Source organism: Psychrosphaera sp., from assembly GCF_982872775.1.
On record NZ_CEYNSH010000005.1, the window covers coordinates 25,387 to 51,228 of the forward strand.

Here is a 25,842-nt window from a genome sequence, read left to right on the forward strand (position 1 = left end):
GCTGCACTATCCACCGCAGCCGGATTGTTACTCGCGATTTCTTCCTCAGTCTCACATGACTTGATGAAGGGGGTTCTGACACCAGATATTACCGAGAAAAACGAGCTCTTTGCAGGCCGAGTAGTGATGACGATTTCGGTGCTGGTCGCTGGTTACCTCGGACTCAATCCGCCTGGGTTTGCCGCCGGAACCGTGGCATTGGCTTTTGGTCTCGCAGCTTCAAGCTTATTCCCAGCGCTGATGATGGGTATCTTCTCGAAGAAAATGAGTGGTAAAGCAGCTGTTGCGGGTATGTGTGCTGGTCTTGGTGTGACAATGCTGTACGTATTCCAACACAAAGGCATCATGTTTATTCCGGGTACGTCGTTCTTAGGTGGCCTTGAAGAAAACTGGTTCTTTGGTATTTCACCTAACGCCTTTGGTGCGGTTGGTGCGCTGGTTAACTTTACGGTTGCGTTTGTTATGTTAAAAGTAACAGGCCCAGCACCTCAAGAAATCCAAGATCTTGTTGAAAACTTTAGAACTCCGCACGGTGGCACTACTGCTGCTCACGCGCACTAATTGTCTGTTGACGCTTGGCTTCCTTCGGGAAGCCTTTTTTATTTATAGGAAAGAAGAGGTGAACAAATGAATAAACACACCAAAACCGCCATGTTTGTTGCGCCATTTTTACTCATTGGTGGGTACGTTTTATCTGACTTATACCTTGAACAGCAAGCACAGAAAAACAAAGTCATCGCACTCGACCCAGTTGGTGTGTGTGATGTATTAGCTAAGTCCTGTGTTGTCGAATCAGGAGAATTAAAAATAAACATTTATCAAGAAAACGAAAACACCATAGTCAACTCGACTTATGCTCTTGATGAAGCAACGTTATTTATTTTATCTGATATCGATGAGGTCCCTGCGCAATATAGTTTGAGTATGAGTGATAGTCCCTTTTACTGGCAAACTAAGACCAAACTGACCGAAGAACTGAATACGACCAAAGATGGTGTGACGCTTCGAATCATCGCAAAGATTAAAGGCGGCCACTACATTAGTGAAGTGTATACCCAAAAATATAACTGATCGCTCAACGAAAGACTTATGCGCTCATTGACCCCGAATTAGTCATAGCAACCTCAATAATGATTTGTTCCATAGTATTAATAAAATCATCTACTTTTGCCGCATTAAACACATCTGGGTGTGGATTAGAGAACTTACCGATATCGTTATCAAAATACTTGCCATGAGCATTGGAGAATTGCTCACCTGTAGCAGCATTAAAAAGTACTTCTGCTCCAATACGGAGGTCTTTCCCCTCTATGCCATAACCTTCTTTGACCATTTTTGTCCCCAACAAAGAAGCCGGATTAACTGCAAAAATCTGTTGTTTTGAATTTCCAACGTCAATGGCCATTGAATGTGTCCACATTATCAAAGCTAGCTTGCTCTGAGCGTATGCCTCACCGTCTGGTAGCTGTTTTTTGCCTGCAAGGGCTTCTAGATCAATTGGGGCTTGAGCAGCAGAGGCAACATTAACGATTCTCCCCATTGAAGATAAAACAGGAAGCAACGACTTGGTCAAAATATAAGGAGCGATAGTGTTCACTGCAAATCTTATATCAAGCATATCTAATGTATTCGCCTGCTCGGTTTTGAATACACCAGCATTATTTACTATCACATCAATCTCCGGAAGCTCACTTACAAGCTGATGGGCAAATTGATCGACGGTTTTTAAATCCGATAAGTCAGCAACAAGAGGAACAACGTTAACCTCAGAGTATTGGTCTTTTAATGCCCGACTAAGGCGGTATACTTTTTCTTTATTTCGGCCATGGACCCACAGGTTATGTCCATGTGAAGCTAACTTTTTGGCAGCCTCATAACCTATGCCATCCGTTGCTCCAGTGATAAATATCGACTTTTTCATCAACAAAGTTCCTCATTACTTTGGCCTATAAGCACTAATTATCCGACATTGGGTTTATTTTGGTGTGTAAATTTAATCAAGGTAAAGAGTTTTTAAGAATCACGTCGTACATATCCTCCCTTCTGTCTTTTAAGTTTCTTACCGTCCCTTCACTGTGTAACACCTTCAATTTGTCCATGTCCAAATCACTAAATAACAGCATCTCTGTATTTGGTGTCGCTTCGTTTAATGTCGCATCGTGGGGGAATGGAAAATCCGATGGCGTTAACACGGCAGATTGTGCATATTGCACATCCAAGCTTTCAACTTCAGGTAAATTACCGACAGAGCCCGCAATAACCACATAACACTCGTTTTCGATGGCTCGTGCTTGTGCGCAATGGCGAACTCGTAAGTAGCTATTTTTAGTATCTGTCCAAAAAGGTACAAATAAGATATCCAACCCTTGTTTGGCTTGAATTCGTGTTAATTCAGGAAACTCAACGTCATAACAAATTTGAATACCAACTCGGCCTGCATCTGTCTCAAATACAGCGATTTTGTCACCGCCTTGAATTACCCAGTCGTTTTGCTCGTGTGGGGTAATGTGAATTTTTCGTTGCTCGTCTATCTTACCGCTTCTGTGGCACAAATAAGTGACGTTGTAGATGTTGTCATCTTCGGCAAGCGGCATTGAGCCGGTAATAATATTAGCGTTGTATTCGACCGCCATGCGAGACATGGCCTCTTTAAACGTTTCTGTGTATTCCGCCAAAAAACGAATAGCTTCAGTTTGATTCTTTTGTGGACCTAGTCCCATCAGAGGTGCATTAAAGAACTCCGGAAAAAGGATAAAGTCACTTTGATAGTCTGACACGGTATCAACAAAGTATTCTACTTGTTTGAGCAGCTCCTCTACGGACTCAACACAACGCATCTGCCATTGAACCGCACCAACCCTGACCACCGACTTTGTCGATTCGAGGACGGTATCCGTTGGCTCGTACATAATATTGTTCCACTCCAACAACGTCGCATACCCAACAGAGTCTTGATCTTCAGGAAGGTACTTTTTGAGCAGTCGTTTTACTTGGAAGTCATTCGACAATTGAAACGATAAAATAGGGTCGTAGATTTCCTTTTTATCCACTTTTTCAATGTATTCGGTTGGCGACATTTCATCGCTGTAATTGTGGTAAAGAGGAATGCGACCACCGGCTAAAATAGCGCGAAGGTTGTATTGTCGACATAATTCCTTGCGGGCGTCATACAAACGGCGGCCCAATCTCATGCCACGGTGACTTGCCGCAATCACGACATCAAGACCATACATGGCATCACCCATTTCATCGCTATAAACGCGGTCATGGCCATCGACAATGTCTTCATAGGTATGCGGATTAGAAAACCGCCCATAGTCGACCTGTACGCTTAAAGCAATACCGACAATTTTACCGTCATCAACAATACCTATTTGACCTTCTGGAAATTGATCAATTAATCGGAAAATGGTGTGACTTGGCCATGCTCCGCCTAAATCAGGGTATGCCTCATCCATCAATTCTTTTATTTGTGGATACTGCGCCTTTGTTAAATTACATATTTCTAACAACGTGGTTTCTGTGGACATGCCTACTCCCTAATTCATGGCAAAAACTAAGTCAAAAAAGCAAAACAATATCTAAGCCAAGCTGCTTTGACTTTATCTTAGATTAAAATATCAAATGCTCAATGAAGTAAAACCACTACACGTGCATATAAATCCTATATTTTTGAGAAAAGTACTAACCTTAAGTGTTAAAGTACCGCAAAGAAAAAACAATCATTTAAAGGAATATTCTCCATGACGTCATTCAAACAGCTCGCCTTGTCGGCTATCGCCGTTAGTTTGCTAAGTGCTTGTTCTAAAGCACCAGAACAAACCACTTCTTCAGAGTCAGAGATCTCGGCTCCAGAGTTGACCGTTAATGTGTCAGATATTGACCTAGATAATCAAAAGCTAGAGTTTATCGCTCCTAAGTCTCGACTGGACATTTACCACCCAGTTGAATTAACCGCTGACTTATCTCACCTATCTGATCGTCAAAGAAGCATGCTCTCATTATTAATAGATGCGTCTGTCGAGATGGATAAATTGTTTTGGCAGCAAGCTTTTGGTCAAAACAAAAACAAATTCTTAGCTAAAATTGACGACCCTAAAGTTCGCGAGTTCGCTGAAATTAATTACGGTCCTTGGGATCGCTTAAATGGTGACAAAGCATTTTTATCGCCGTTCGGTGAAAAACCATTAGGTGCAGGCTTCTACCCTGAGGATATGACCAAAGAAGAATTTGAAGCATTGGATATTGAAGGTAAACGCGGCCTTTATTCGGTGTTAGAACGTCGCAAGGACGGTTCAATTCGCTTGGTTCCTTATCACAGTAAATATCAGGGTGAGTTAAAACGTGCTGCTGCCCTTTTGATTCAAGCGGCTTCTTATGCTGAAGATGAGTCTTTTAAAAACTACTTGTTAATGCGCGCCGAAGCATTAGTAACCGATAACTATCAGCCTTCTGATTTTGCTTGGATGGACATGAAAACCAATCCAGTTGATGTTGTTATTGGCGCAATCGAGACCTATGAAGACCAATTATTTGGTTATCGAGCGGCCTTTGAGTCTTACGTGCTTATCAAAGACATGGCGTGGAGTGAACGCTTAGCAAAGTACGCGGCTTACTTACCAGAACTGCAAAAGAATATGCCCGTCCCTGCTGAATATAAAAAAGAAATGCCAGGTTCAGATGCTGACCTAAACGCTTATGATGTGATTTATTACGCTGGACACTCAAATGCAGGTGGCAAAACTATCGCCATTAATTTACCTAACGATGAAGAAGTTCAGCTACAAAAAGGCACTCGTCGCCTACAACTGAAAAACGCCATGCAGGCCAAGTTTGACCATATCCTTGTGCCAATCGCACAGGAGTTAATTGCACCGGAGCAGCGTGACAACATCACCTTTAATGCGTTTTTTGCTAATACTATGTTCCACGAAGTGGCGCATGGTTTAGGTATCAAAAATACAATTAACGGTAAAGGTACTGTCCGTCAGGCGCTTAAAGAGCACGCCTCTGCACTAGAAGAAGGCAAAGCCGATATTCTTGGTTTGTATATGATCCGTCAGTTACTTGAAAACGGCGCAATGACAGAAGGAAAGCTAGAAGATTATTACACCACTTTCTTAGCGGGTATCTTCCGTTCAGTGCGTTTTGGAGCAAGCTCTGCACACGGTAAAGCCAACATGGTTCGCTTTAATTACTTTAAAGAGCAAGGTGCCTTCAACCGTGGTGAAGATGGCTTTTACCGAGTTGACATGGATAAAATGAACCAAGCCGTTGATGGCTTAACCAATGTAATTCTTAAACTTCAAGGTGACGGCGACTACGCTGGTGTGGATAAGTTAGTTGCCGAAAAAGGTCTGATCAACGCCGACTTGGCAGCTGATTTAGATAAGCTTACAAAAGCCAATATCCCTGTCGACATTACGTTTAAACAAGGTAAAGACGTATTGGGTCTACCGCCAGTCACCCCTAGAAATAACGACTAACGAGTCAGCCGACGAGTAATTAACGTTAGCTAGCTTCAAGTTAGAAGCTAAAAAAGTAGTTAAAAATGCCGCCATCGCGGCATTTTTTCTATCAATAGCCCATTTATTAAATTTTATTTGCTCTTTTATTAATCGATTGTTTTCCTTAGATGAACCGCTTGTTTGCAGAGACCGTACGGTTTGCCTGATTTGTTGTAAAAAGTTCTACAAATTTACTTCGATTTAACGTACGTTATTCCACCAAGGTTTTTGTGATATTTAATTAAAACTAACAACACAAAAATACCCACAAAAAATAAAAACAAAAATAGGCTTAATTACATGGAACACTCTCAACCCTCTCCTGAGAAACCTGGCTCGGACCAGGCTCAAGCATCGCGTTTACAACGCATGCTGAACTTCGTTGAAGTTTGGGGTAACAAGCTCCCTGATCCAGCGGTCTTGTTTATTCTTTTATTAGCAATCGTTTGGGCGTTGTCTTGGGCACTGTCAGGCATAGACTTTAATGTCATCGATCCTCGTTCTGGTGACGCTTTACAAATCAACAACCAATTTTCAGGCAGTTCATTAACCCAACTGACTTCAACAATGGTAACAAACTTCTCGCACTTTCATCCTGTTGGTGTCGTGTTAGTTGCCATGTTAGGTATCGGTGTTGCGGAGTACTCTGGCTTTATAAACGCTGGTTTACGCGCCCTACTTTCTGTAACCAAAGCTTGGTTACTGACACCTATGATCATTCTAATCGGTATCATCAGTCACTCTGCGGTTGATGCAGGTTACGTTTTGGTCATACCGCTTGGTGGCGTGATATTTTATGCTGCTGGTCGTCACCCTCTTGCCGGTATTGCCGCTGCATTTGCGGGTGTATCAGGTGGTTTCTCGGCAAACTTTTTGCCATCAGCTTTAGACCCAATGCTACAAGGTATATCCCAAGCAGGTGCACAAATCCTTGATCCAAGTGTTGTATTAAACCCACTTAACAACATTTATTTCACCGGTGCATCTACTTTGGTTATTGTATTTTTAGGTTGGTTCATTACTGACAAAGTTGTTGAGCCAAAACTACAAAACAACAAATTAGACGGCGACTTGTCAGACTTACCGAGCATGGAACCACTGTCTGATGCTGAGCGAACCGCACTGCGCTGGTCTTTATTCTCGATTGTTGCAAGTGTCGCTTTGTTAATTTTTACTGCTTCTATCGAAGGCTCGCCTTGGGCCGACAGCAACGGTGAACTGACCACTGGTGCCGCACCAATCATGAAGTCAATTGTGCCACTGATCTTCTTAATGTTCTTAATTCCAGGTCTAGTTTATGGCGCGGTGATTGGCTCAATTCGCAATTCTAAGCAATTTGTGGAAGGCATGAGTAAAGCGATGCAAGGCATGGGTTATTACCTTGTAATCATGTTCTTTATTGCTCAGTTTATTTATGCGTTTGGTCAATCAAACTTAGGTGTTCTACTCGCAGTTAAAGGCGCAGAATTCTTAAAAGAAATTGCCCTTCCAGGCGGTGTGACTATTACAGGTATTATCCTGCTTACTGGTCTAATTAACTTATTCGTTGGCTCGGCTTCTGCTAAATGGGCGCTACTTGCACCTATTTTCATTCCGATGTTAATGCAATTGGGTATCTCACCTGATTTGGCCCAGGCGGCTTACCGTATTGGTGACTCAAGTACCAATATTATTACGCCTCTTATGCCATACTTCCCATTAGTTGTGGTGTTCTGTCAGCGTTATGTAACAAATACTGGTATCGGTACCCTGACGTCAATGATGTTACCTTTCTCGGTAAGTTTCTTAGTCGTCTGGACGTTATTCTTGATGGCGTATTGGCACCTCGGTCTACCACTTGGTATTCAAGCTACTTATGAGTATATAGCGCCATAATCGCGGACTCTCAAACTGCTTGAAAAAGCAGATAAAAAAGAAAGGGTAAAACGATTGTTTTACCCTTTTTTTGTATAAATGAACCGCTAAATGTGTATTTACGTTTAACTTGGGATTTCCCCAACATTTTTATTAACGGAAAATATTGCCGGCCCAACGCGTCAAACCAGCCGCGACACTACCAAAGTGATCACCAATTACGACTGGAATATCGCCAAACTGTTGTTTCAAATGACCGTTAATCACGGGTGATTTTGCCGTACCACCTGTCACAAAAATTACTTCTGGTTGACACCCGGCTTGTTCCACCGCTTCATGCATTAATTCCACGATATTATTGAGCTGATGTTGATTGGCTTGCGCCATTAATTCACGAGAAATAAGCTGTTCCAAATCATTATCTAAATAGCCTAGATCAGCAGCGAGTTCAGGGTGTTCGGTCAGCTGAATTTTGGCTTGTTCGGCAGTGTTTACTAATTGATAACTCAACTTTTCACGGTAGGTTTTAAGCAGACGTTCCACCAGCTCAGGCTGTTTTGCATCTCGTTTTAACTCTTTTAAAAAGCGGCCGTTTTCAGGGCTGTAAAAGTTAGACTGAGCATTGACGTCGTTAATAGCAGCCGCCTGAAAATAACTACTAACAGGCATAGGCTTACCAGACTCTAACTCACTTTCCATTCCCAAATTCGGCATAATACCTTTAAGAGCTAGTTGAATATCAAAATCATTACCGCCAACACGCTTACCACTGTGGCCTAATAATGAGTTTTCGCGATTAGCGCTATTAACGAACTCAGGCCCCATTAACAACATCGAGCAGTCCGTTGTACCACCACCAATATCGACAACGAGTACACGGGTTTCTTTTTCTAAAGTCGCTTCAAACTCAAATCCAGCCGCAACAGGCTCGTATTGGAATTCAATATCTTTGTAGCCTACGTGCTTAGCGGCATTAACCAGTACGTCAATTGCTTGTTTATTAGATTGCTCAGCATTGCGGCCTTGGAAGTTGACCGGACGTCCAATCACCACTTGAGAGACTTCTCTACCCAAGTCTTTTTCGACATGCTGTTTAACATGCGCCATCATGGCCGCAACAATGTGCTCAAAGAAGCCGATTTGTGCGGGTAACAAGCCATTAGTACCCAAAAATGACTTAGGTGATTTGATGTAATACCCTTCACTTGGGTCTTCTAAGTAACGCTCTAGCGCAAACTGACCAAAAGAAAGATGCTCAGAAATTCCATCATAACGCAAGTCTTCGAGCGCTTCTTGTCCCTTGTTGATCAAAAAGCCTCGCTTGTTTTTAAACTCTGTGCGATGAGGCTCATTAATATTCTTATGTAACCAATTTACGATAACATCGCGATCGGGTGCATAGAGGCTCGACGCCATATACTTTCCATGGTCACCTAAGTTGATAGAACGTGGTTTACCATCACTCATAATACCCACTGCACAGTTAGACGTGCCGTAGTCAAACCCAATCATTGTTGCCTCATTTATTACTTCTACAAAACCCGATATTTTAGCTGAATGAACGTGTCGTTTCGAACCTGTTTTAGCCTAAATACCCTTGCTAATTTTTAGTTGATTGACGATTGCGCTATTTGTTGGTTTTATAGTCCACTTAATGTTTTTAATGATTCAAAGCATGAAACACGACAGTAAGGACACACCATGTCTCACTCCCAATTAGCTCGATTCACCCCTCGTATTTTGAACAAGAAGTATTTGTCGCCATTGACCTTGTGGTTAATCTTTATGATCGCATTTTCGAGCAATTCATTTGCACAAAGCAATAAGAGCGAAAATCCCTACGATGATATTTTATCAATGCGAGAACGCGCCGCCGTTATCGATGAATTATTGTTAGATAAACTAGACAACACTTTACCTAACCTCATGCGAAGAGCAGGTATCGATATGTGGATACTGACTTCACGAGAGTATAACGAAGACCCTGTTCTCAAAACTATGCTGCCATCCTCATGGATAAATGCCAGACGACAAACCATTCTTGTTCTTTTTGATAATGGCAAGAAGGTTGAGCGGTTCGCGATTGCCCGTTACGCGGTGCAAGACTTGTTTAAAAAAGCCTGGGACAAAGAACAAGACCCAGATCAATGGCAGGCATTGGTCAATTTAATCAACGCCAAGAACCCTAAGAAAATTGGAATAAATCAAAGTCGTCACTTCGCTCTCACTGATGGTATCACGGCGACAGAACACGACTTATTAATGAGCGCGCTAACTGAAAAACAGCGTGCTTCCGTCGTCTCAGCCGAACCTTTAGCTATTGCGTGGCTTGAGACAAGAACAGCAAAAGAATTACCGTATTATCAACATCTCACTCAAGTTGGTCATCACATGATTGCCATCGCGTTTTCAAATAAAGTTATCACACCAGGCGTGACAACAACGGATGATGTCGTATGGTGGCTAAGGGAAGAAAGCCGACGATTAAAAATGACCAATTGGTTTCATCCCACTGTCTCAATTCAACGCAGCGACAATACTAACTTTGATCAACTCAAAGCATTTAGTGACAGACCACAAGGACAAATCATCATGCCAGGTGACTTGTTGCATGTGGACTTTGGTTTAACTTATTTAAGATTAAATTCGGACCAGCAGCAGCACGCTTATGTTTTGCACGCTGATGAGACTGAGGCACCGAGCTATTTAGTCAATGCCTTGGCTAATGGTAATGCGGTTCAAGATGCATTGATCAGTGAGTTTAAAACCGGCCGCACCGGCAACGAAATATTAGCGTCAGCAAGAAACAAATCTATTCAGCAAGGCCTTAAGCCAACTATCTATACTCACCCAATTGGCTATCATGGACATGCCGCAGGACCGACTATTGGAATGTGGGACAACCAAGGTGAGACCCCGTTTAGAGGCGATTACCCTCTGTTCCCTAATACCGCTTATTCAATCGAACTTAACGCGGCCACCTCAATTCCTGAGTGGGGTAAAGAAATTAGAATCATGTTAGAGGAAGAAGCGTTTTTTGATGGGCATAAAGTATATTACTTAGATGGACGCCAAACTCAGTTCCACCTAATCAAAAGTAAATGATAAAAGGAGCCCATGCTCCTTTTTAATTTATTTATGTAACTCTTTCATTATATTTTTGTTTTTGATGCTCTAACTGCGAATTTGTTGTCTACACTTTGATCGTAATTAACTGACTTTCAACGGAGTAACCGTATGGCCAAAACAAACAACGCTAAGCACGAATCTGCCAACACGGAATCACCGGAGGTACCACAACCGGACGCCACATCTGAACTAACACAACTCCGTAAAATTGTCTTTGGCGCAGCCGAGCAACGTTTAGTTGAACAAATAACTCTAACCCGTGAGCAGCTTCAGTCATCACTAAAAGACCAAGAAGACCTCTTAAGTGGGCAAATAAAATCGCTCGGAGAAACCGTAGAGCAACACTTCACCACCTTGACTAAAAAGATTGATGAAGTCGACAACCAGCACAATGATAATCATCAACAGCATTCTCAACAGTTGAGCTCTCTTAATAGCGAACTTGAAATGTTAGCAGCAAGCTCTCAAGATGAATTAAAAGAGTTAGAAGCTTCGGTAGAAAGAGAGAATCAGCGCCTTTCAAGCCACTTTACCGAGCAGCTCGAGCAACTTAAAACATATTTAGAAGACGTGTCTAAAGAACTAAGCTCCTCTAAAACCGACCGTAAAACATTGGCCAAACTTCTCGCTGCTATGGCGACTAACCTGGAAGATGATCAGTTGTAATGAGCAGCCCTACCTCCGAGAAGTCAGACTTGGTCACACACTCAGACCCAGATGAAACTGAGTTAAGGCAGCTGCGTTCTATTATTCTTGGTCATGACAACGAACTGGTAAAAGAAGTACTACGAAATGACGCTCGCCACCTTGTCACCGAAGTCATCACAGAGGCTATTTTTGATCGCCAAAAACAAGATGCATCGCTCAATAACGTATTACAACCTTTAGTAGAGGAATCTGTTCAAAAGTCCGTCACCCATCACAGCGATAAAATGGTCAGTTCTTTATACCCTCTAATGGGTAATTTAGTACGAAAATACGTCACGGCATTTTTAGCGGACTTTTTAGAGCGGACCAATCAACTGATTGAAAGTAGTTTAACGATTAAAAGTATTAAATGGCGATTAGAAGCCAAGCGGGCTGGCATGGGTTACGCTCAATATGTTGCCGCCCAAACCTTTGTATATAGAGTTGAGCACGTTTTTCTCATCCATGGCGAAACTGGCTTATTACTCAACTCCGTCGCTCACAACAACGATTTAAAAAGCGACGCTGACATAATTTCTTCAATGCTTACCGCGATTAACGACTTTGTTGGTGATTCGTTTTTGGACACTGGGGACGGCGAAAGAGAACAACTCCAGTCCGTCTCTACCGATAACTTTAATTTATTGATAAAGCCTGGCCCAAAAGCCATCATAGTTGCAGCTGTAATAGGGAACCCACCACAACAACTGAGCGACCAATTACAACTGACACTTGAGCAAATTCATAGTTTGTATACTGACCCTTTGTCTGACTTTGAAGGTGACAATACCCCGTTTGAAAACACAGAATCTCAACTACGTGAATGTTTACTCTCTCAACAAAAGGCGACAAAAAGAAAACAAAAAAGAATACCCTGGTATGGTCTCATCATTGCGTTTCTATTTATTATTGGATTAGGCTACCTGAGCTATCTCAATTACAGTTCGAGCCAACTCACCCAGCAGCTAACAAAATTAGACAAAGAACCTGGTATCATCGTTAAACAGATTGATGTGCCTTGGCCCCACGAGGCCAAAATTGAAGTTATGCGTGATCCCTCGTCAACTACTATTCAAAATTGGCTAAAGCAAAATCAGTTAAACTTTGAAAAACTTTCGATTGTCGAACATCCCTATGTTTCCCGCGATAGTAGATTAATTAAATCAACGAGCGCATCAATTGAAAACGCCAAAATGACGTTAGTCCAAGCGCGATTTCAAGATCTGGTCAATCAAATTAGTGGCACCCAACTAAATTTTGCGAGTAACAGTGCTGAACTCAATGAAGATACTCAATTAACCGTCGAATTAGTGGCTCAAAAGCTAAAAGAGTTGTTAGAGATCGGTGTTCAAATCGACCGTCAGTTTGGCCTATTAATAATCGGCGCATCTGATGGCAGCGGAAATCCGCAGCGAAATCTTCGCTTGAGCAAGCGTCGTGCAGAAAACGTTGCCAAAGCACTGTTGGACCAAGATTTACCTAAGTCAATTTTATATACCAAAGGACTTGGTCAGATTGAATTAGAAACAATCAAACAAAGCTCTAGAACCGTGTTGTTTAACGTAATTACCACGAACCGGGCGTCTACAAACCAACCAAAGTAAAGTCACAATTTCGAAGAATCACTTTGATTTATCAGTTTTTAAAATCCCGACTACACTAAGGTTACGGTAATTTTCAAATAAAATAAGTATCGAATAATCCACATAACATCATGATGCATTGTTTGCCCTTTGTAATGTTCAATTTGTCTGGGAGCAAAATTTGATTCAAAAGAAAATTTGTTTATTAGGCGCCTCAAGTGTCGGGAAAACAAGCTTAATCAGACAATTTGTTGACGGTATCTTCAACGAGCGGTATCTAACAACAATAGGCGTTAAAGTAGATAAAAAATTAGTTGAAGTTAACGGCCAACAAATCCAGTTTATTTTGTGGGACATTGAGGGTAACGACCGTTATAACCTGTTTCAAGAGCGATATTTACGGGGCGCGGCTGCCTATATCGTTGTTGTCGATCAAACTCGGATGTCCAGCTTTTTGGATGGCATGAATATTCAATCTCTTGCACAAGGTGCAGTGACATGCCCTTCAGTACTGGCCATCAACAAATCTGACTTAACTCAAAATTGGCCGATGCCTGAAGAAGACATAGAAAACAACAAACGCTCCTTTGATTTTCATTTTAATACCAGTGCCAAAACCGGTGACAATGTTGAGCTGATGTTCGAGCGCTTAGCCGAGCACTTTTTACGAGAAGACGAATGACCGCGCTTTTGAATGACTTTTTAAAGGCTATGGATCAAATCGTTTTGGAGGCCACCAGCATGCAATCCGATCAGCTGCGCCTCATCCAAGGCGAAAGTGCATGGTCAACCTTATTATTTCCTGAATTAAGAAAGTCTGTCTTAGTCAATGTTGATGATAGAGTCCCATTCTTAAATGACTTTCTGCATGATGCGCGAATTGTGTGGTCCGGTAATACGAATAGAAAAGTAAAATCAGGCTTATTCACTGAAGATTTACCGGATGGAAAGGAGATACATCTCGAAGCTACCGCGATTAAACAAGACAGTCATTGTTTTTTACTTATCGCCAATCAATCCGAGGAGTTTACATTTCGACAAAACACCTTGCAGGCAGCAAGAGAAATGCTGCTCTCCAATGATAGATTGATAGAGCAAAACGAATATTTACATAATCGACTTATTCATATTCTCAAAGATCCTTTAGATAACAACCAACTCCAGAGAGCCATCAGTGGTGTCATTGAAAAAGCAGAATTTGGGGTTTTCATTACTGACCCAGATTTTACGCATATTGTCGAAAACACGGCCGCAACAAATATATTTGAGCAGCCAATTAATCCGTCTTCTGCGCCCCAAAGCCCTCTTAAGATTGTTTTAACTCTACTCAAAAATCAGTTACCCGAATTCGAGAGAGTTGTACTGAGCAAATCGACCTGGGATGGTGAACTTTGTTGGATGGCACCACCAACCACAGTTAAATGGCTAAAAGTTTCCATGCATCCTGTCAAAAATGACCTCAATGAAATTAAGCAGTGGATTATTTTTGTAAATGACATTAGTACTGTTAAACATCTTGTACAGCGCAACGAACAACTTGCATTACAAGATATGCTCACCGAGTTACCTAACCGTTACTCATTTTGGCAAACCCTCGAGCAACAGATCACCAATCAAACTTCGTTTTACTTGTTGTATGTCGATATCAACGAGTTCAGAAAATACAACGAGTTTTATGGGCATGACGAAGGAGATAACTTACTGAGAGAGGTCGGCCAACGCATTCGAAGAAGCATAAAAAATTATGACTTTGTCGCCAGAATCGGCGGGGACCAATACGCGGTCATTTTGACCGACATGCAAAATGAATCAGATTGCCAAAAAGCAATTAGTCGGCTCATTGCAGTCCTAAGTGCACCATTTAGTGTCGAAAATGGACAACGTTTTAACATTACGGTCAGTATTGGCGCCGTAAACTACCCCAAAGACGCTCAATCAGTCGCCGAACTGATGCGGTTTGTCGACTTAAGTGCTCACAACAACAAAAATAAAAAGCAAACTTATATTCAGTTTTACAACACAGAACTCAAAGCTGAATCGCACAGAGCAATAGAGCTAGAGAATGAATTGAGAATGGCAATAATGGCGGGCGAGTTTGAACTTTATTTTCAGCCAATTATCGATTTAGCAGAAGACAGAATCGTCAAAGCCGAGGCATTGATACGCTGGAATCATCCGCAAAAAGGCTTGATCAGCCCTGATACCTTTATTCCTATCGCCGAAAAGAGTGAGCTAATCATTACGCTAGGTAAGTGGATCATTAGTCGAGCTTGTCAGGTTGCACAGGAATTGGCAGATAAGAATCACGATATTAAAGTCTCGATGAACTTATCCCCTTCACAAGTCTATGATGAGGACCTCTATAATTATCTGTGTGCTTGCATTACTAAATATAATGTTGACCCTAAACGATTAGAAATTGAAGTTACCGAAGGTGTATTAGTAGAAAATTATACCAACACTGACATTCTACTTAATAAAATAAGAGATTATGGTTTAACCGTTAGTGTTGATGACTTCGGCACTGGCTACAGCTCTTTATCGTACCTCAAAAAATTACCCATTGATTACCTCAAAATAGATCGGTCTTTTGTCCAAGACATTGCCACCGATGAAAACGACAAAGCCATTGTCAAAGCAGTGATTGGTATGGCCCACAACCTCAACCTTAAAGTCATCGCAGAAGGTGTCGAAACCACCGAACAATTAGACTTTTTAATAGACAATGATTGTAATTCGGTGCAAGGTTATTTATTCAGTCGACCTGTTAAGCTCGAATCATTTATCGAATTACTCAACAGTAAAACCTTATCTACAAAGTTCTAAGAGAACGACTTGTTCCCTAAAATTAGGTGCTTTGTTACGGGTAAAAATGAATAACAATAAGGGCGAGGAGCACCCATGAAGAAACAATTATTAAGTCTAGCCATTGGTTCGATTTTACTTAGCCAACCTGCCTTGGCCGATACTATTATTCACGCAGGCAAACTAATCCCGGCAAACTCAGATAAGGTCCTAAGCAAAGTCTCCGTCATTATCGATGGTAACCGAATAAAAGACATCAAAAAGGGTTTCACCAAACCCAAAAAATCAGACTCTGTCATTGACTTAAGTGACGCGACTGTCATGCCGGGCCTAATGGATATGCACACTCATGTAACAAACGAGCACTCAGGCATGGCTAGTTATCTTGATGGCTTCAAATTAAATGCAGCAGACTATGCGTTAAAGGGTGTCGTCTATGCCGAACGTACGTTAGATGCTGGCTTTACTACGGTTCGAAATTTGGGTGATGCTTACAATAGTTCTGTCGCTCTCAGGAATGCGATTAATAAAGGCATGATTACTGGACCTCGTATTTATACGGCTGCAAAATCAATAGCAACCACAGGCGGTCACGCTGACCCAACCAATGGTTTTGCTCAATCAATCGCTGGCGACCCAGGCCCAAAAGAAGGTGTAGTTAATGGTGTTGCCGATGCGAGAAAAGCGGTTAGACAACGCTACAAAGACGGCGCAGACCTAATTAAAATTACCGCTACTGGGGGTGTTTTAAGTGTTGCCAAAAGCGGCCAAAATCCGCAATTCATGAACGATGAATTAAAAGCCATTGTCGATACTGCCAATGATTATGGGATGACAGTTGCCGTTCATGCACACGGCAAAGAAGGAATGAAACGTGCGATTAAAGCTGGTGTCACCTCTATTGAACATGGCACTTATATGGATGATGAAATATTTTCGTTAATGAAAAAACACGGAACCTTTTACGTTCCCACTGTAATGGCAGGAAACTGGGTGGCTGAAAAAGCCAAGATTAAAGGATTTTTCCCAGAACTAGTTCGACCTAAAGCCACAAAAATTGGGCCTTTGATTCAAAACACTTTTGGAAAAGCGTACAAGGCCGGAGTCAAAATAGCATTTGGTACCGACTCTGGAGTTTCAGCCCACGGTGATAATGGCCTAGAGTTTAAGCTCATGGTTGATGCTGGGATGAAACCTATCGATGCAATTCGAAGCGCCACCTATAACAGTGCTGAATTACTTAATATTTTGGATGAACTCGGCACAGTAGAAAAAGGTAAACTGGCCGACTTAGTTGCGGTTAAAGGTGACCCTTTAAAAGATATTACCTTAATGCAAAATGTCCAATTTGTAATGAAAGACGGTACAGTATACAAACATCAGAAGTAATACCACTGCTCTAAAACAAGACTAAATCAAAACAAAGAGCCTTATTGGCTCTTTTTTCTTTCCTACTTATAACCAACGTTTCATTTCTTCTAGCACCATTTGGCATCGAGCCGATAAACTCTTGTTTCTTTTTAAAACCGCATACAACGGCTCTGAAATCGGCTTTGCTAATTCGTGAACGCTCAGTTGCGACTTTTCAGGGAATTGTTCTATTGCGTATTCAGGTAAGACAGTAAAACCTAGCTCTCGAATAACAGGCTCCAATATCAACCCAATTTGATTGGAAAAGCCACTACTACGAAAGTCGTTTACATCAGTGAACTCAGCAAAGTTGGCCCCTAGTAACAGTGAGGCATGATGAGCACCGTCTGGATGATTAATAAACCCCAGTGATTTAAGCGTTTCCCAAGAAACAGAAGTGACGGATTTCGCCGTAACCAATCGCAACCTTTCATTTCCTAAACGCTCAAAATAAACATCAGGGGCACGCGTTTTTTCCGTGACAAGACCAATATCAATATTGTTGTTGACCACATCTCTAACAATCTCTTCGTTAGGGGCAAATCGGTGATCCATGATTAAACCAGGGTGCGTTTCTTGGAGTTGCAATAACTTCGAATATAACCTCAATCCGGCACTACCAGGCGTTTTTAGACTTACTTGACCTTGGAATGGGTCATCCGCCCTGACGCTTTCCTCCAAAATACTTATCTGGCTTAGCACTAGCTTTCCTTTGTCATATAGAGTTTGGCCTGCATCAGATAAATAAAAAGACTTGCCTTCGCGGACAATTAATTCGATACCCAAATAATTTTCTAGTTTTTTGATTTGCTGGCTTACCCCCGCCTGAGTCATATAAAGCCTCTGAGCCGTTTTGGTGAAGTGCTTTGTTTCTACCAAAACACAGAACGTGTTTAACCAGTTAATATTGAGCATATTAGCCTCAAGCCCTTAAATTTACATTTTGTTATCAAAATAATAATAAATGATAATTTTATTTAATAACACTCCTTAACTACACTCTGTGTCGTTGATTAATTGATTCGCATTTTAAGCTCATAAGGAGTAGGTAAATGGCAAATGTTTATCCAAGAACGTTTTCACACATCGGAATTTCTGTTCCGGATTTAGAAGCCGCAGTTAAGTTTTATCAAGATGTTTTAGGTTGGTACTTAATCATGGAACCAACCGACATCAATGAAGATGGAACGGCCATTTCAGAAATGTGCACCGATGTTTTTGGCCCAGGCTGGGGAAGCTTTAGAATAGCTCACCTTTCAACTGGCGATAGAATTGGTGTTGAGCTATTCCAATTTAAAAACCAACAAAACCCAGAGGATAACTTCGAATACTGGAAGACTGGAATTTTCCACTTCTGTGTTCAAGACCCAAATGTCGAGGAATTAGCTGACAAAATTGTTGCTGCAGGTGGTAAACGCCGTATGGAAAAACCTCGTTATTATTACCCAGGCGAAAAGCCTTATCGAATGATTTATATGGAAGACCCATTCGGAAATATCCTCGAGATTTACAGCCATAGTTACGAGTTAATTTACAGTGCTGGCGCTTACTAAAATTAGTTTATTGCAATGAGTTAATAAACTCTTGGATTGGCATTGGGCGTCCCAGATAAAACCCTTGAAATGTGGTGACGCCCATTTTTTGCAACATATTCATTTGTTCAGGTGTTTCGATACCCTCTGCAACGGTCTCCACACCGAGCTCGTTAAAAATAGAAACAATCCCTTGTAACAATAATTGTGCCTTGTAATCAGACTCTAGGTCAGTCACAAAGGCCCGGTCTATTTTGATCACATCAAAATCTAATTTTCTAATATAGCTCAGAGAAGAATAGCCCGTTCCAAAGTCGTCCATCGCCATCTTGAACCCCATGGTTCGCAACTCTTTGATAATGAAACCAGCTCGTGCTTCATCATCCAAAAATGAAGATTCAGTTATTTCTAGCTCAAAGAAACTCGGTGATAAGCCACTTTCAGCAATTTTCTCTGTTAACACTTTTATAAAATCAGGATGCATTAAATGTAGTGGCGAAATATTAACGGCAATAGGTATGTGATAACCAAACTCATCTAAGATTTTGACAAAGTTTATTGCGTTATCAATGGCAACATTCCCCAACTCAAAAGCGAGACCGTTTTCTTCAGCTAGAGGGATAAATACGGCTGGCGAGACTGGCCCGTGTAACGGTGAATGCCAACGACATAGGATTTCCGCACCACTAGGGGTGTCATTGGTATCGAATTGACATTGTAAATGAAAATCCAAGCCGTTGTGATCGATAGCTTTTTTTAACTCTGAAAGCAGGGAAACCTTTTCTTGGGCTTTGTCCTCTACACCTTGATCATAAAAAACATAAGCACTTTTACCCATTCCTTTCGCTTGATACATAGCAGCGTCTGCTGCCCGAATGAGTGACTGATAATCATCAGCATCATTTGGGTATTTCGCAATGCCTATACTTGCAGAGACCGCAACATGAATATTCATCTGCGAGGCAATATCTTTTACACCGGCAATGATACTTCGACAATACTCAATAAGCTGCTCTTCATATATTGATTCTGTGGCAATGATGAACTCATCGCCGCCCCAACGTGCAGTTACGGAATCAGCAAATTCATCTTCTGATAATAAGCCAGCGACCGCTACTAATAATTCATCGCCTTTTTCATGGCTCATCGAGTCGTTGACGGCCTTAAACCCATCTAGGTCAATGAACATAACACTAAAATATTCATTTTCTTTGCTAATAACGCTAAGTTTTTGTTTAAAAGAATTGCGATTAAACAACCCAGTTAATGGGTCGAATAAAGCCAGTTGTTGTAAGTGTTCCTCAGCAACTTTACGCTCAGTTACATCCCGCACGATTGCGACCAAATAACTATTATTGCCGTCCTCAAACTTAAACTTAGAATAAGTCACCTCTACCGGTATCTTTTGGCCATCGGCACGCGTAACGAATGTTTCTTCGTTGACCCTTTCATGAAATTTTAGTTCTTTTATGTATTGTTCTGTCAGTGTGATGTAATCGGAAAAGTCGATATCAGCTTTGTGAATTTCCTCTTTGATCAAAGCGTAAAATGCACCATTAGCTTCAATGATTTTTTTATCACGTTGAAGTATTAACATCGCATCACGTGAGCTCGAAAATGCCGATGCCATTAAACGCGAAGAACGTTCAGATTCTCGGATATCTGAAATGTCTTTGGAAGTACCTAATAGCCGTTTAGGGAGACCATTTTCATCGGTCTCAACAACTCGGCCACGTAAACGTAGCCATTTGTAATCGCCCTCTCTGAGTGCTCTAAAGGTAATATCAAGATTGTCTGAGCAACCGTCCAAATGCAAACGCCATTGCAATCGATAATTCTCAAAGTCTTCTGGATGAATCGATTTAAAAAACTCATCAAGTGGCGTTACGTAATCAATAGCAGAGTCCAGCGATTTATTAAATCGACGCACAACAAAATCATTGGAATCAACTTGCCATTCCCAAATTGATTCGCCACTCGCCCACAACGCTAACTCTAACCTGTACTGTGACTTCTTTAACTGCTCCTTCGACTCATACAAAGAGCGGCTTTTGTGCAATAAAATACGCTCAGATTCTTTACGAGCCTCTCGTTCTCTCAATAGTGCTTTTTTTAGGTATTCGGAATTATCTGCCATAAAATTTCACTAAACACGTTTAATTTTTATAGTTTGTGGACTGTGATATGAGATGAGTGTTCATCTGCTGGCGTAATAGTGACACTTACTTGTTCGTTAAAATATTCCGCTCCTCCTTTAATAAGCCCGTCAGCCAACGGCTCTAAACGGTTTGAAGAGGTGTAATGCAGTTTTATATGATCAGCCGACTCTTCTAGAGTTTTGAAGGTAGGGAGATCGGCCTCTGGATATAACTTTTTAACCTCGACGTGGATATGTGAGTCAAGCTGAGACAGGAGTTCAATAACCGAAGTCTTGCCTTCAACCGCATGAGGGTGAGAGGCGGCGAGTAACTCAAAAAGATAATAACCAAACTTTTGGACTAAATCTGGAACGGGTATACCTGTCGTTTCAGACAAATGGCTAACGATAGAAACTAGCTCTTCTGGCGGATAATAACCAACCGCTGTATAACTCGCACCACTTTCGACATCGGCTTTATCAAGTACCCCCTCTGTCGTTTCAATCCCTACTTCTTGCTCCATCATCTCTATTAAACTGGTAAAAATGACCCCTAACATTGACTCACCTCTTGGTTGAAGAGCGGCGACATAAACTCAAATTGAACTCGCCTGTCACTGATTGCGTTGATTATATTGTTAAAGTGTAGACTCAAATTTTCATTATTCGTCCTTTTGCGCTTAAATTTAGTGGTTCATTAAATATTCGTGGTAAACTTCGGGCGTTTTTCACTAATCAAATATCTAAAGAAAGTCGAAATGAAAGGTAATTTATTTGTAATTTCCTCGCCAAGTGGCGCAGGTAAATCCAGTCTAATTTCTGCATTACTGCAGCGTCACGCAGACATGCAGGTCTCTGTCTCACACACGACAAGGGCGCCAAGACCTGGTGAAGAGGATGGGGTTCATTATCACTTTTCGACAGTTGATTCTTTTAAATCACTCATTAAAGAAGACGGCTTTTATGAATGGGCCGAAGTGTTCGGAAACTATTACGGCACCTCAAAACAAGCCATTCAGAATCAACTAAATCAAGGCATTGATGTGTTCTTGGATATTGATTGGCAAGGTGCACAACAAATGCGGGACATTGTTCCAGAGATCATCTCTATTTTTATTTTGCCTCCATCACGTGAAGAGCTTGAAAGCCGTTTGAACAAGCGCGGACAAGACTCCCAGGAAGTCATCGAGAAACGTATGCAACAAGCACAAAGTGAAATGTCACACTACAATGAATATGACTTTGTCTTAATTAACGATGACTTTGAACAGACCCTAAATGATTTTGAGCGAATCGTTTTGTCACATCGTTTACAAACCGCAAATATAGAGAGTAAACACGGTGAATTAATCACCAAGCTTCTCGCTAAAAGCTAACTCAGCTATTGGCTAAAAGCTAACCTTAGTGTAATATTGCGCCCCTTAAACTTTTTTTGCCTCATTGGAGATTACAAATGGCTCGCGTAACTGTTGAAGACGCTGTTGAAAAAATAGGAAACCGTTTCGATTTAATTTTGGTTGCTGCTCGTCGTGCTCGTCAACTGGCGACACAAGGTAAAGAGCCTTTAGTAGATGCAGGTAATGACAAGCCAACTGTGACGGCTTTACGTGAAATTGAAGCAGGTTTAATTACCAACGACGTAATGGACCGCCAAGACACTGAAGCAGAATCTGTTCGCGAAGCAGAAGAAATGGCTGCTGTTGCTGCAATCGTAGGCAACGAATAACAATTTACACTACAAATTGTATCTGCCAACGAGTTTTTCTGCTCGTTGGCTTTCCTTCCTAAATTTCTTTAGTTTATACTCAAACCAAGTCTAATCACGTTTAAAACTGAGTTGTTCGGTGTATTTATTTGAAGGTTTAAAGCAACAAATTTCGGCATATTTGCCAGCAGATCAGGTCGCTATTGTTCAGCGTGCCTATGTCGTCGCACGTGATGCCCACGAAGGACAAATGCGTTCCAGTGGTGATCCGTATATTACTCACCCTGTTGCGGTTACCTCTTTGCTTGCGAACATGAAGCTCGATCACGAAACGCTAGCAGCCGCTTTAATGCATGACGTCATCGAAGATACTCCGGTTTCAAAACAAGATTTAGCCGATGAATTTGGCGATACCATTGCCGACCTAGTTGAAGGCGTTTCCAAACTCGACAAGCTAAAATTTAAAGACAAAAAAGAATTCCAAGCAGAAAACTTCAGAAAAATGGTTATGGCCATGACTCAAGATATACGAGTCATATTAATCAAACTTGCCGACCGTACTCACAACATGCGAACGCTTGGTGCACTTCGTCCAGACAAAAAGCGCCGTATTGCTAAAGAAACCTTAGAAATATATGCGCCCATCGCCAATCGTCTTGGTATTCATGAATTCAAAAACGAACTAGAAAACTTAGGTTTTCAAGCGCTATACCCAATGCGCTCTCGAGCACTTGCAGCCGCTGTAAAGCAAGCTCGCGGTAATCGCAAAGAAGTGATTCAAAATATCCAAACTGAAATAGAAACACGCTTGGAAGAAGTAGGCATAAACGGCGAAGTACTAGGTCGCGAAAAGCATCTTTACAGTATTTACCGCAAAATGCTGAACAAAGAATTGATGTTCAATGAAGTCATGGACATCTACGCGTTCAGAATTATTGTTGATGATATCGATACTTGTTATCGAGTTTTTGGTGTCATGCATAACCTGTACAAGCCAATTGAAACGCGCTTTAAAGACTATATCGCTATACCAAAGTCAAATGGTTATCAGTCACTGCATACTTCGCTAATTGGCCCACATGGTATTCCTATTGAGATTCAAATTCGTACTCAAGATATGGAGCAATTGGCTGACCGCGGTATCGCCGCGCATTGGCAATACAAAGGGGCAGGCGAATCTAAAGGCAACACCGCCCAAGCCCGTGCTCGCCAATGGATGCAAACTTTACTAGAGCTTCAACAAAGTGCTGGTTCCTCGTTTGAGTTTATCGAAAACGTCAAAACCGAAATGTTCCCAGAAGAAATTTATGTCTTTACCCCTGATGGTAAAATACATGAGTTGCCTATGGGCGCAACGCCAGTTGATTTTGCTTATTCGGTCCATACCGACGTGGGTAATACTTGTGTTGGTGCTAAAGTTGATAGAAAACCACATCCACTGAGCCGTGCACTCGATACCGGTCAAACGGTAGAAATTATGACTTCACCAAACGTTAAGCCTAATGCCAATTGGCTCAACTTTGTCGTGACCGCAAAAGCCCGATTGGGTATACGCAACTACCTCAAACACCAAAGAGCAAACGAAGCAATTAATTTAGGCCGTCGATTATTAAACTCAGCTTTGGGTGGTGTGAGCATTGAAGACATCGAGCCAATTCGAGTTAATAAACTCTTGGATGATTTCCATTTAGACAGCCTTGATGCGCTTTATCGCGAAATTGGCCTAGGCAACCTCATGGGCTTAACCATCAGTAATCGCCTCCTAAACTCGGAAGAGGAACAAGGCCCAAGCAAACAAGACAATATGCCAATTGCAGGAGCAAAAGGCATGTTGGTAACCTATAGTAAGTGCTGTCACCCAATTCACGGTGATGAAATCGTCGCGCACGTTTCTCAGGGCAAAGGGTTAACAATTCACCGAGAGGATTGTTCTAATATTCGCGGTTGGGAAAAAGACGCAGCCAAATACTTTAAAGTAAAGTGGGATGAAAATTCCGATAGAGAATACATCACCACATTAAAAATAGAATTGATCAATCACCAAGGTGCACTTGCGAAAGTAACGCATCTCATCTCTTTAGCTAACTCTAACGTAGAACATATATTCACCGAAGAGAAAGAGTCAAATATCTATGTGATCACCGCTGATGTGTCGGTCAAAAACCGTGTTCATCTAGCCGATGTGATCAAGAAAATAAGGACGATGCCGGACGTTCAGAAGATACACAGAAAGTAGTCTCTTCCGTTGCTTCGTCAATATACAGGAAACTCATTATGACACGCGTAGTAATTAATACAGATGCGGCTCCTGCCGCTATTGGCACCTATAATCAAGCTATTAAAGTCGGAACCACGGTTTACCTTTCTGGTCAAATTCCATTAGTGCCAGAAACGATGGAAATTATCTCTGAAGACTTTACGGCACAAGCCGAACAGGTATTTAAAAACCTATCCGCAGTATGTGAAGCAGCTGGAGGTTCAATTGCCGATGCGGTTAAGCTGAACATTTTTCTAACTGACTTAGGCCAATTTGCAACAGTGAATGAAATCATGGCGAAATACGTTGCTGAACCTTTTCCAGCTCGTGCTGCAGTACAAGTTGCAGCACTACCAAAAGGCGTTCAAATCGAAATCGATGGTGTTTTAGAACTATCTGACGTCTAAAGTCTCAGATGTCTAAGAAGAAGCGAACAACACAGCGAATAAAACAATGACACCTGAACGATTTAAACGCATTACCGAGATTCTAGACAAACGTCAGCCAGACTTGACGGTTTGTATGGAAGAGGTTCACAAAACCCATAACCTCTCTGCCATTATTCGTACTGCTGATGCTGTGGGTATTCACAATATCAACGCCATATATACTACTGAGAGTCGCTGGCTTTCTGGTGGCCGAGCTTCTGGTAGCCAAAAATGGGTAAAGATCACAGAACAAGAAAATACCGAGTCAGCGATCAAACAATTCAAATCGCAGGGCATGCAGGTACTCGCAACTAACCTATCTGACAAAGCCGTGGATTACCGACAAATAGATTACACCAAACCAACCGCATTAATACTTGGTCAAGAACGAGATGGTATTTCAAATACAGCGTTGGAATTAGCTGACCACCATATCGTCGTGCCTATGTTCGGTATGGTGGAATCGCTCAATGTCAGTGTTGCTGGTGCGTTGATCATGTATGAAGCTCAACGCCAAAGACTTGAAGCGGGAATGTATGACACACCTCGCATCAGCGACTCAATTCGTCACCAAATGTTGTTTGAAGGTGGACATCCAATTTATGCCGAGTTATGTGTTCGCACCGGCACACCATACCCTAGGCTAGATGAAGAAGGCCAAATCGCAGAGCCTCGCGAATGGTTTACCGAATTAAAAGATAAATATAATTTACTGCCAGCAGACAAAAAATCACGTAGAGTAGACTTTACCCATACGAATCAATCGTTTGAATTAGAACCTGAGTCGTTTACTGATACTTGTAATTAA

22 protein-coding genes are annotated in these 25,842 nt (G+C 41.7%); 16 read left to right on the forward strand and 6 right to left on the reverse strand.

Annotated elements, in window-relative coordinates; translation table 11 throughout:
* Nucleotides 1-561: sodium:solute symporter family transporter (locus tag AC4E96_RS02590; protein ID WP_490254820.1), on the forward strand; the 561-nt coding region annotated here is incomplete at its 5' end.
* 66 nt (nucleotides 562-627) lie between these two features.
* On the forward strand, nucleotides 628-1,071 hold the full coding sequence (locus AC4E96_RS02595; protein ID WP_488031741.1) for a hypothetical protein: 444 nt from the start codon (nucleotides 628-630) through the stop codon (nucleotides 1,069-1,071).
* Between the two features lie 16 nt (nucleotides 1,072-1,087).
* On the opposite strand, the gene AC4E96_RS02600 is transcribed toward AC4E96_RS02595, so the two are convergent.
* The gene (locus tag AC4E96_RS02600) at nucleotides 1,088-1,921 is read right to left on the reverse strand and encodes an SDR family NAD(P)-dependent oxidoreductase (RefSeq protein WP_490254821.1); all 834 of its coding nucleotides are present in this window, start codon (nucleotides 1,919-1,921) and stop codon (nucleotides 1,088-1,090) included.
* A 76-nt stretch (nucleotides 1,922-1,997) separates the two neighbouring features.
* Nucleotides 1,998-3,530 (reverse strand): GNAT family N-acetyltransferase, encoded by a 1,533-nt coding sequence (locus tag AC4E96_RS02605; protein WP_488031743.1) that lies wholly within the window; start codon nucleotides 3,528-3,530, stop codon nucleotides 1,998-2,000.
* Nucleotides 3,531-3,743: 213 nt separating this feature from the next.
* Between AC4E96_RS02605 and AC4E96_RS02610 the strand changes: the two genes are divergently transcribed.
* Nucleotides 3,744-5,486, forward strand: coding sequence for a dipeptidyl-peptidase 3 family protein (locus tag AC4E96_RS02610; protein ID WP_490254822.1), 1,743 nt, complete (start codon nucleotides 3,744-3,746; stop codon nucleotides 5,484-5,486).
* Nucleotides 5,487-5,807: 321 nt separating this feature from the next.
* On the forward strand, nucleotides 5,808-7,382 hold the full coding sequence (locus AC4E96_RS02615) for an AbgT family transporter (RefSeq protein ID WP_490254823.1): 1,575 nt from the start codon (nucleotides 5,808-5,810) through the stop codon (nucleotides 7,380-7,382).
* A gap of 132 nt (nucleotides 7,383-7,514) precedes the next feature.
* On the opposite strand, the gene yegD is transcribed toward AC4E96_RS02615, so the two are convergent.
* Complete coding sequence (gene yegD, locus AC4E96_RS02620; RefSeq protein ID WP_490254824.1) at nucleotides 7,515-8,873, reverse strand: molecular chaperone; 1,359 nt, start codon at nucleotides 8,871-8,873, stop codon at nucleotides 7,515-7,517.
* 273 nt (nucleotides 8,874-9,146) lie between these two features.
* On the opposite strand from yegD, the gene AC4E96_RS02625 reads away from it, so the two are divergent.
* The 6 genes from AC4E96_RS02625 to AC4E96_RS02650 all read left to right on the forward strand — a co-directional run bounded on the left by AC4E96_RS02625 (nucleotide 9,147) and on the right by AC4E96_RS02650 (nucleotide 16,954).
* Nucleotides 9,147-10,466, forward strand: coding sequence for a M24 family metallopeptidase (locus tag AC4E96_RS02625; protein ID WP_490254857.1), 1,320 nt, complete (start codon nucleotides 9,147-9,149; stop codon nucleotides 10,464-10,466).
* Nucleotides 10,467-10,598: 132 nt separating this feature from the next.
* Nucleotides 10,599-11,156, forward strand: a complete 558-nt coding sequence (locus AC4E96_RS02630; RefSeq protein ID WP_488031747.1) for a hypothetical protein — start codon at nucleotides 10,599-10,601, stop codon at nucleotides 11,154-11,156.
* Entirely contained in the window at nucleotides 11,156-12,781 is a 1,626-nt protein-coding gene (locus tag AC4E96_RS02635) for an OmpA family protein (RefSeq protein WP_490254825.1), read from the forward strand. Before AC4E96_RS02630 ends, AC4E96_RS02635 begins: the two co-directional genes overlap by 1 nt.
* A gap of 160 nt (nucleotides 12,782-12,941) precedes the next feature.
* On the forward strand, nucleotides 12,942-13,442 hold the full coding sequence (locus tag AC4E96_RS02640) for a Rab family GTPase (RefSeq protein ID WP_490254826.1): 501 nt from the start codon (nucleotides 12,942-12,944) through the stop codon (nucleotides 13,440-13,442).
* Nucleotides 13,439-15,586 (forward strand): putative bifunctional diguanylate cyclase/phosphodiesterase, encoded by a 2,148-nt coding sequence (locus AC4E96_RS02645; protein ID WP_490254827.1) that lies wholly within the window; start codon nucleotides 13,439-13,441, stop codon nucleotides 15,584-15,586. Before AC4E96_RS02640 ends, AC4E96_RS02645 begins: the two co-directional genes overlap by 4 nt.
* 75 nt (nucleotides 15,587-15,661) lie before the next feature.
* Nucleotides 15,662-16,954: a metal-dependent hydrolase family protein gene (locus AC4E96_RS02650; RefSeq protein WP_490254828.1), complete on the forward strand. Its 1,293-nt coding sequence runs from the start codon at nucleotides 15,662-15,664 to the stop codon at nucleotides 16,952-16,954.
* Nucleotides 16,955-17,020: 66 nt separating this feature from the next.
* On the opposite strand, the gene AC4E96_RS02655 is transcribed toward AC4E96_RS02650, so the two are convergent.
* The gene (locus AC4E96_RS02655) at nucleotides 17,021-17,890 is read right to left on the reverse strand and encodes a LysR family transcriptional regulator (protein WP_490254829.1); all 870 of its coding nucleotides are present in this window, start codon (nucleotides 17,888-17,890) and stop codon (nucleotides 17,021-17,023) included.
* Nucleotides 17,891-18,027: 137 nt separating this feature from the next.
* On the opposite strand from AC4E96_RS02655, the gene AC4E96_RS02660 reads away from it, so the two are divergent.
* The gene (locus AC4E96_RS02660) at nucleotides 18,028-18,528 is read left to right on the forward strand and encodes a lactoylglutathione lyase family protein (protein ID WP_488031753.1); all 501 of its coding nucleotides are present in this window, start codon (nucleotides 18,028-18,030) and stop codon (nucleotides 18,526-18,528) included.
* Between the two features lie 7 nt (nucleotides 18,529-18,535).
* Here AC4E96_RS02660 and AC4E96_RS02665 read toward each other — a convergent pair whose 3' ends face one another.
* Both AC4E96_RS02665 and AC4E96_RS02670 read right to left on the reverse strand, forming a co-directional pair.
* Nucleotides 18,536-20,644 carry a putative bifunctional diguanylate cyclase/phosphodiesterase gene (locus AC4E96_RS02665; RefSeq protein WP_490254830.1) on the reverse strand — a complete coding sequence of 703 codons (2,109 nt, stop codon included), beginning with the start codon at nucleotides 20,642-20,644 and terminating at the stop codon, nucleotides 18,536-18,538.
* A gap of 26 nt (nucleotides 20,645-20,670) precedes the next feature.
* Entirely contained in the window at nucleotides 20,671-21,204 is a 534-nt protein-coding gene (locus tag AC4E96_RS02670) for a heme NO-binding domain-containing protein (RefSeq protein WP_490254831.1), read from the reverse strand.
* 198 nt (nucleotides 21,205-21,402) lie between these two features.
* Between AC4E96_RS02670 and gmk the strand changes: the two genes are divergently transcribed.
* The 5 genes from gmk (at nucleotide 21,403) to trmH (ending at nucleotide 25,842) form a co-directional block, all read left to right on the forward strand.
* Nucleotides 21,403-22,020 carry a guanylate kinase gene (gene gmk, locus AC4E96_RS02675; RefSeq protein ID WP_488031756.1) on the forward strand — a complete coding sequence of 206 codons (618 nt, stop codon included), beginning with the start codon at nucleotides 21,403-21,405 and terminating at the stop codon, nucleotides 22,018-22,020.
* A gap of 77 nt (nucleotides 22,021-22,097) precedes the next feature.
* The gene (rpoZ, locus tag AC4E96_RS02680; RefSeq protein WP_488031757.1) at nucleotides 22,098-22,370 is read left to right on the forward strand and encodes a DNA-directed RNA polymerase subunit omega; all 273 of its coding nucleotides are present in this window, start codon (nucleotides 22,098-22,100) and stop codon (nucleotides 22,368-22,370) included.
* A 118-nt stretch (nucleotides 22,371-22,488) separates the two neighbouring features.
* Nucleotides 22,489-24,585 carry a bifunctional GTP diphosphokinase/guanosine-3',5'-bis pyrophosphate 3'-pyrophosphohydrolase gene (gene spoT, locus AC4E96_RS02685; RefSeq protein ID WP_488031758.1) on the forward strand — a complete coding sequence of 699 codons (2,097 nt, stop codon included), beginning with the start codon at nucleotides 22,489-22,491 and terminating at the stop codon, nucleotides 24,583-24,585.
* Between the two features lie 38 nt (nucleotides 24,586-24,623).
* Nucleotides 24,624-25,013, forward strand: coding sequence for a RidA family protein (locus AC4E96_RS02690; RefSeq protein ID WP_488031759.1), 390 nt, complete (start codon nucleotides 24,624-24,626; stop codon nucleotides 25,011-25,013).
* 46 nt (nucleotides 25,014-25,059) lie between these two features.
* Nucleotides 25,060-25,842: a tRNA (guanosine(18)-2'-O)-methyltransferase TrmH gene (gene trmH, locus AC4E96_RS02695; RefSeq protein WP_490254832.1), complete on the forward strand. Its 783-nt coding sequence runs from the start codon at nucleotides 25,060-25,062 to the stop codon at nucleotides 25,840-25,842.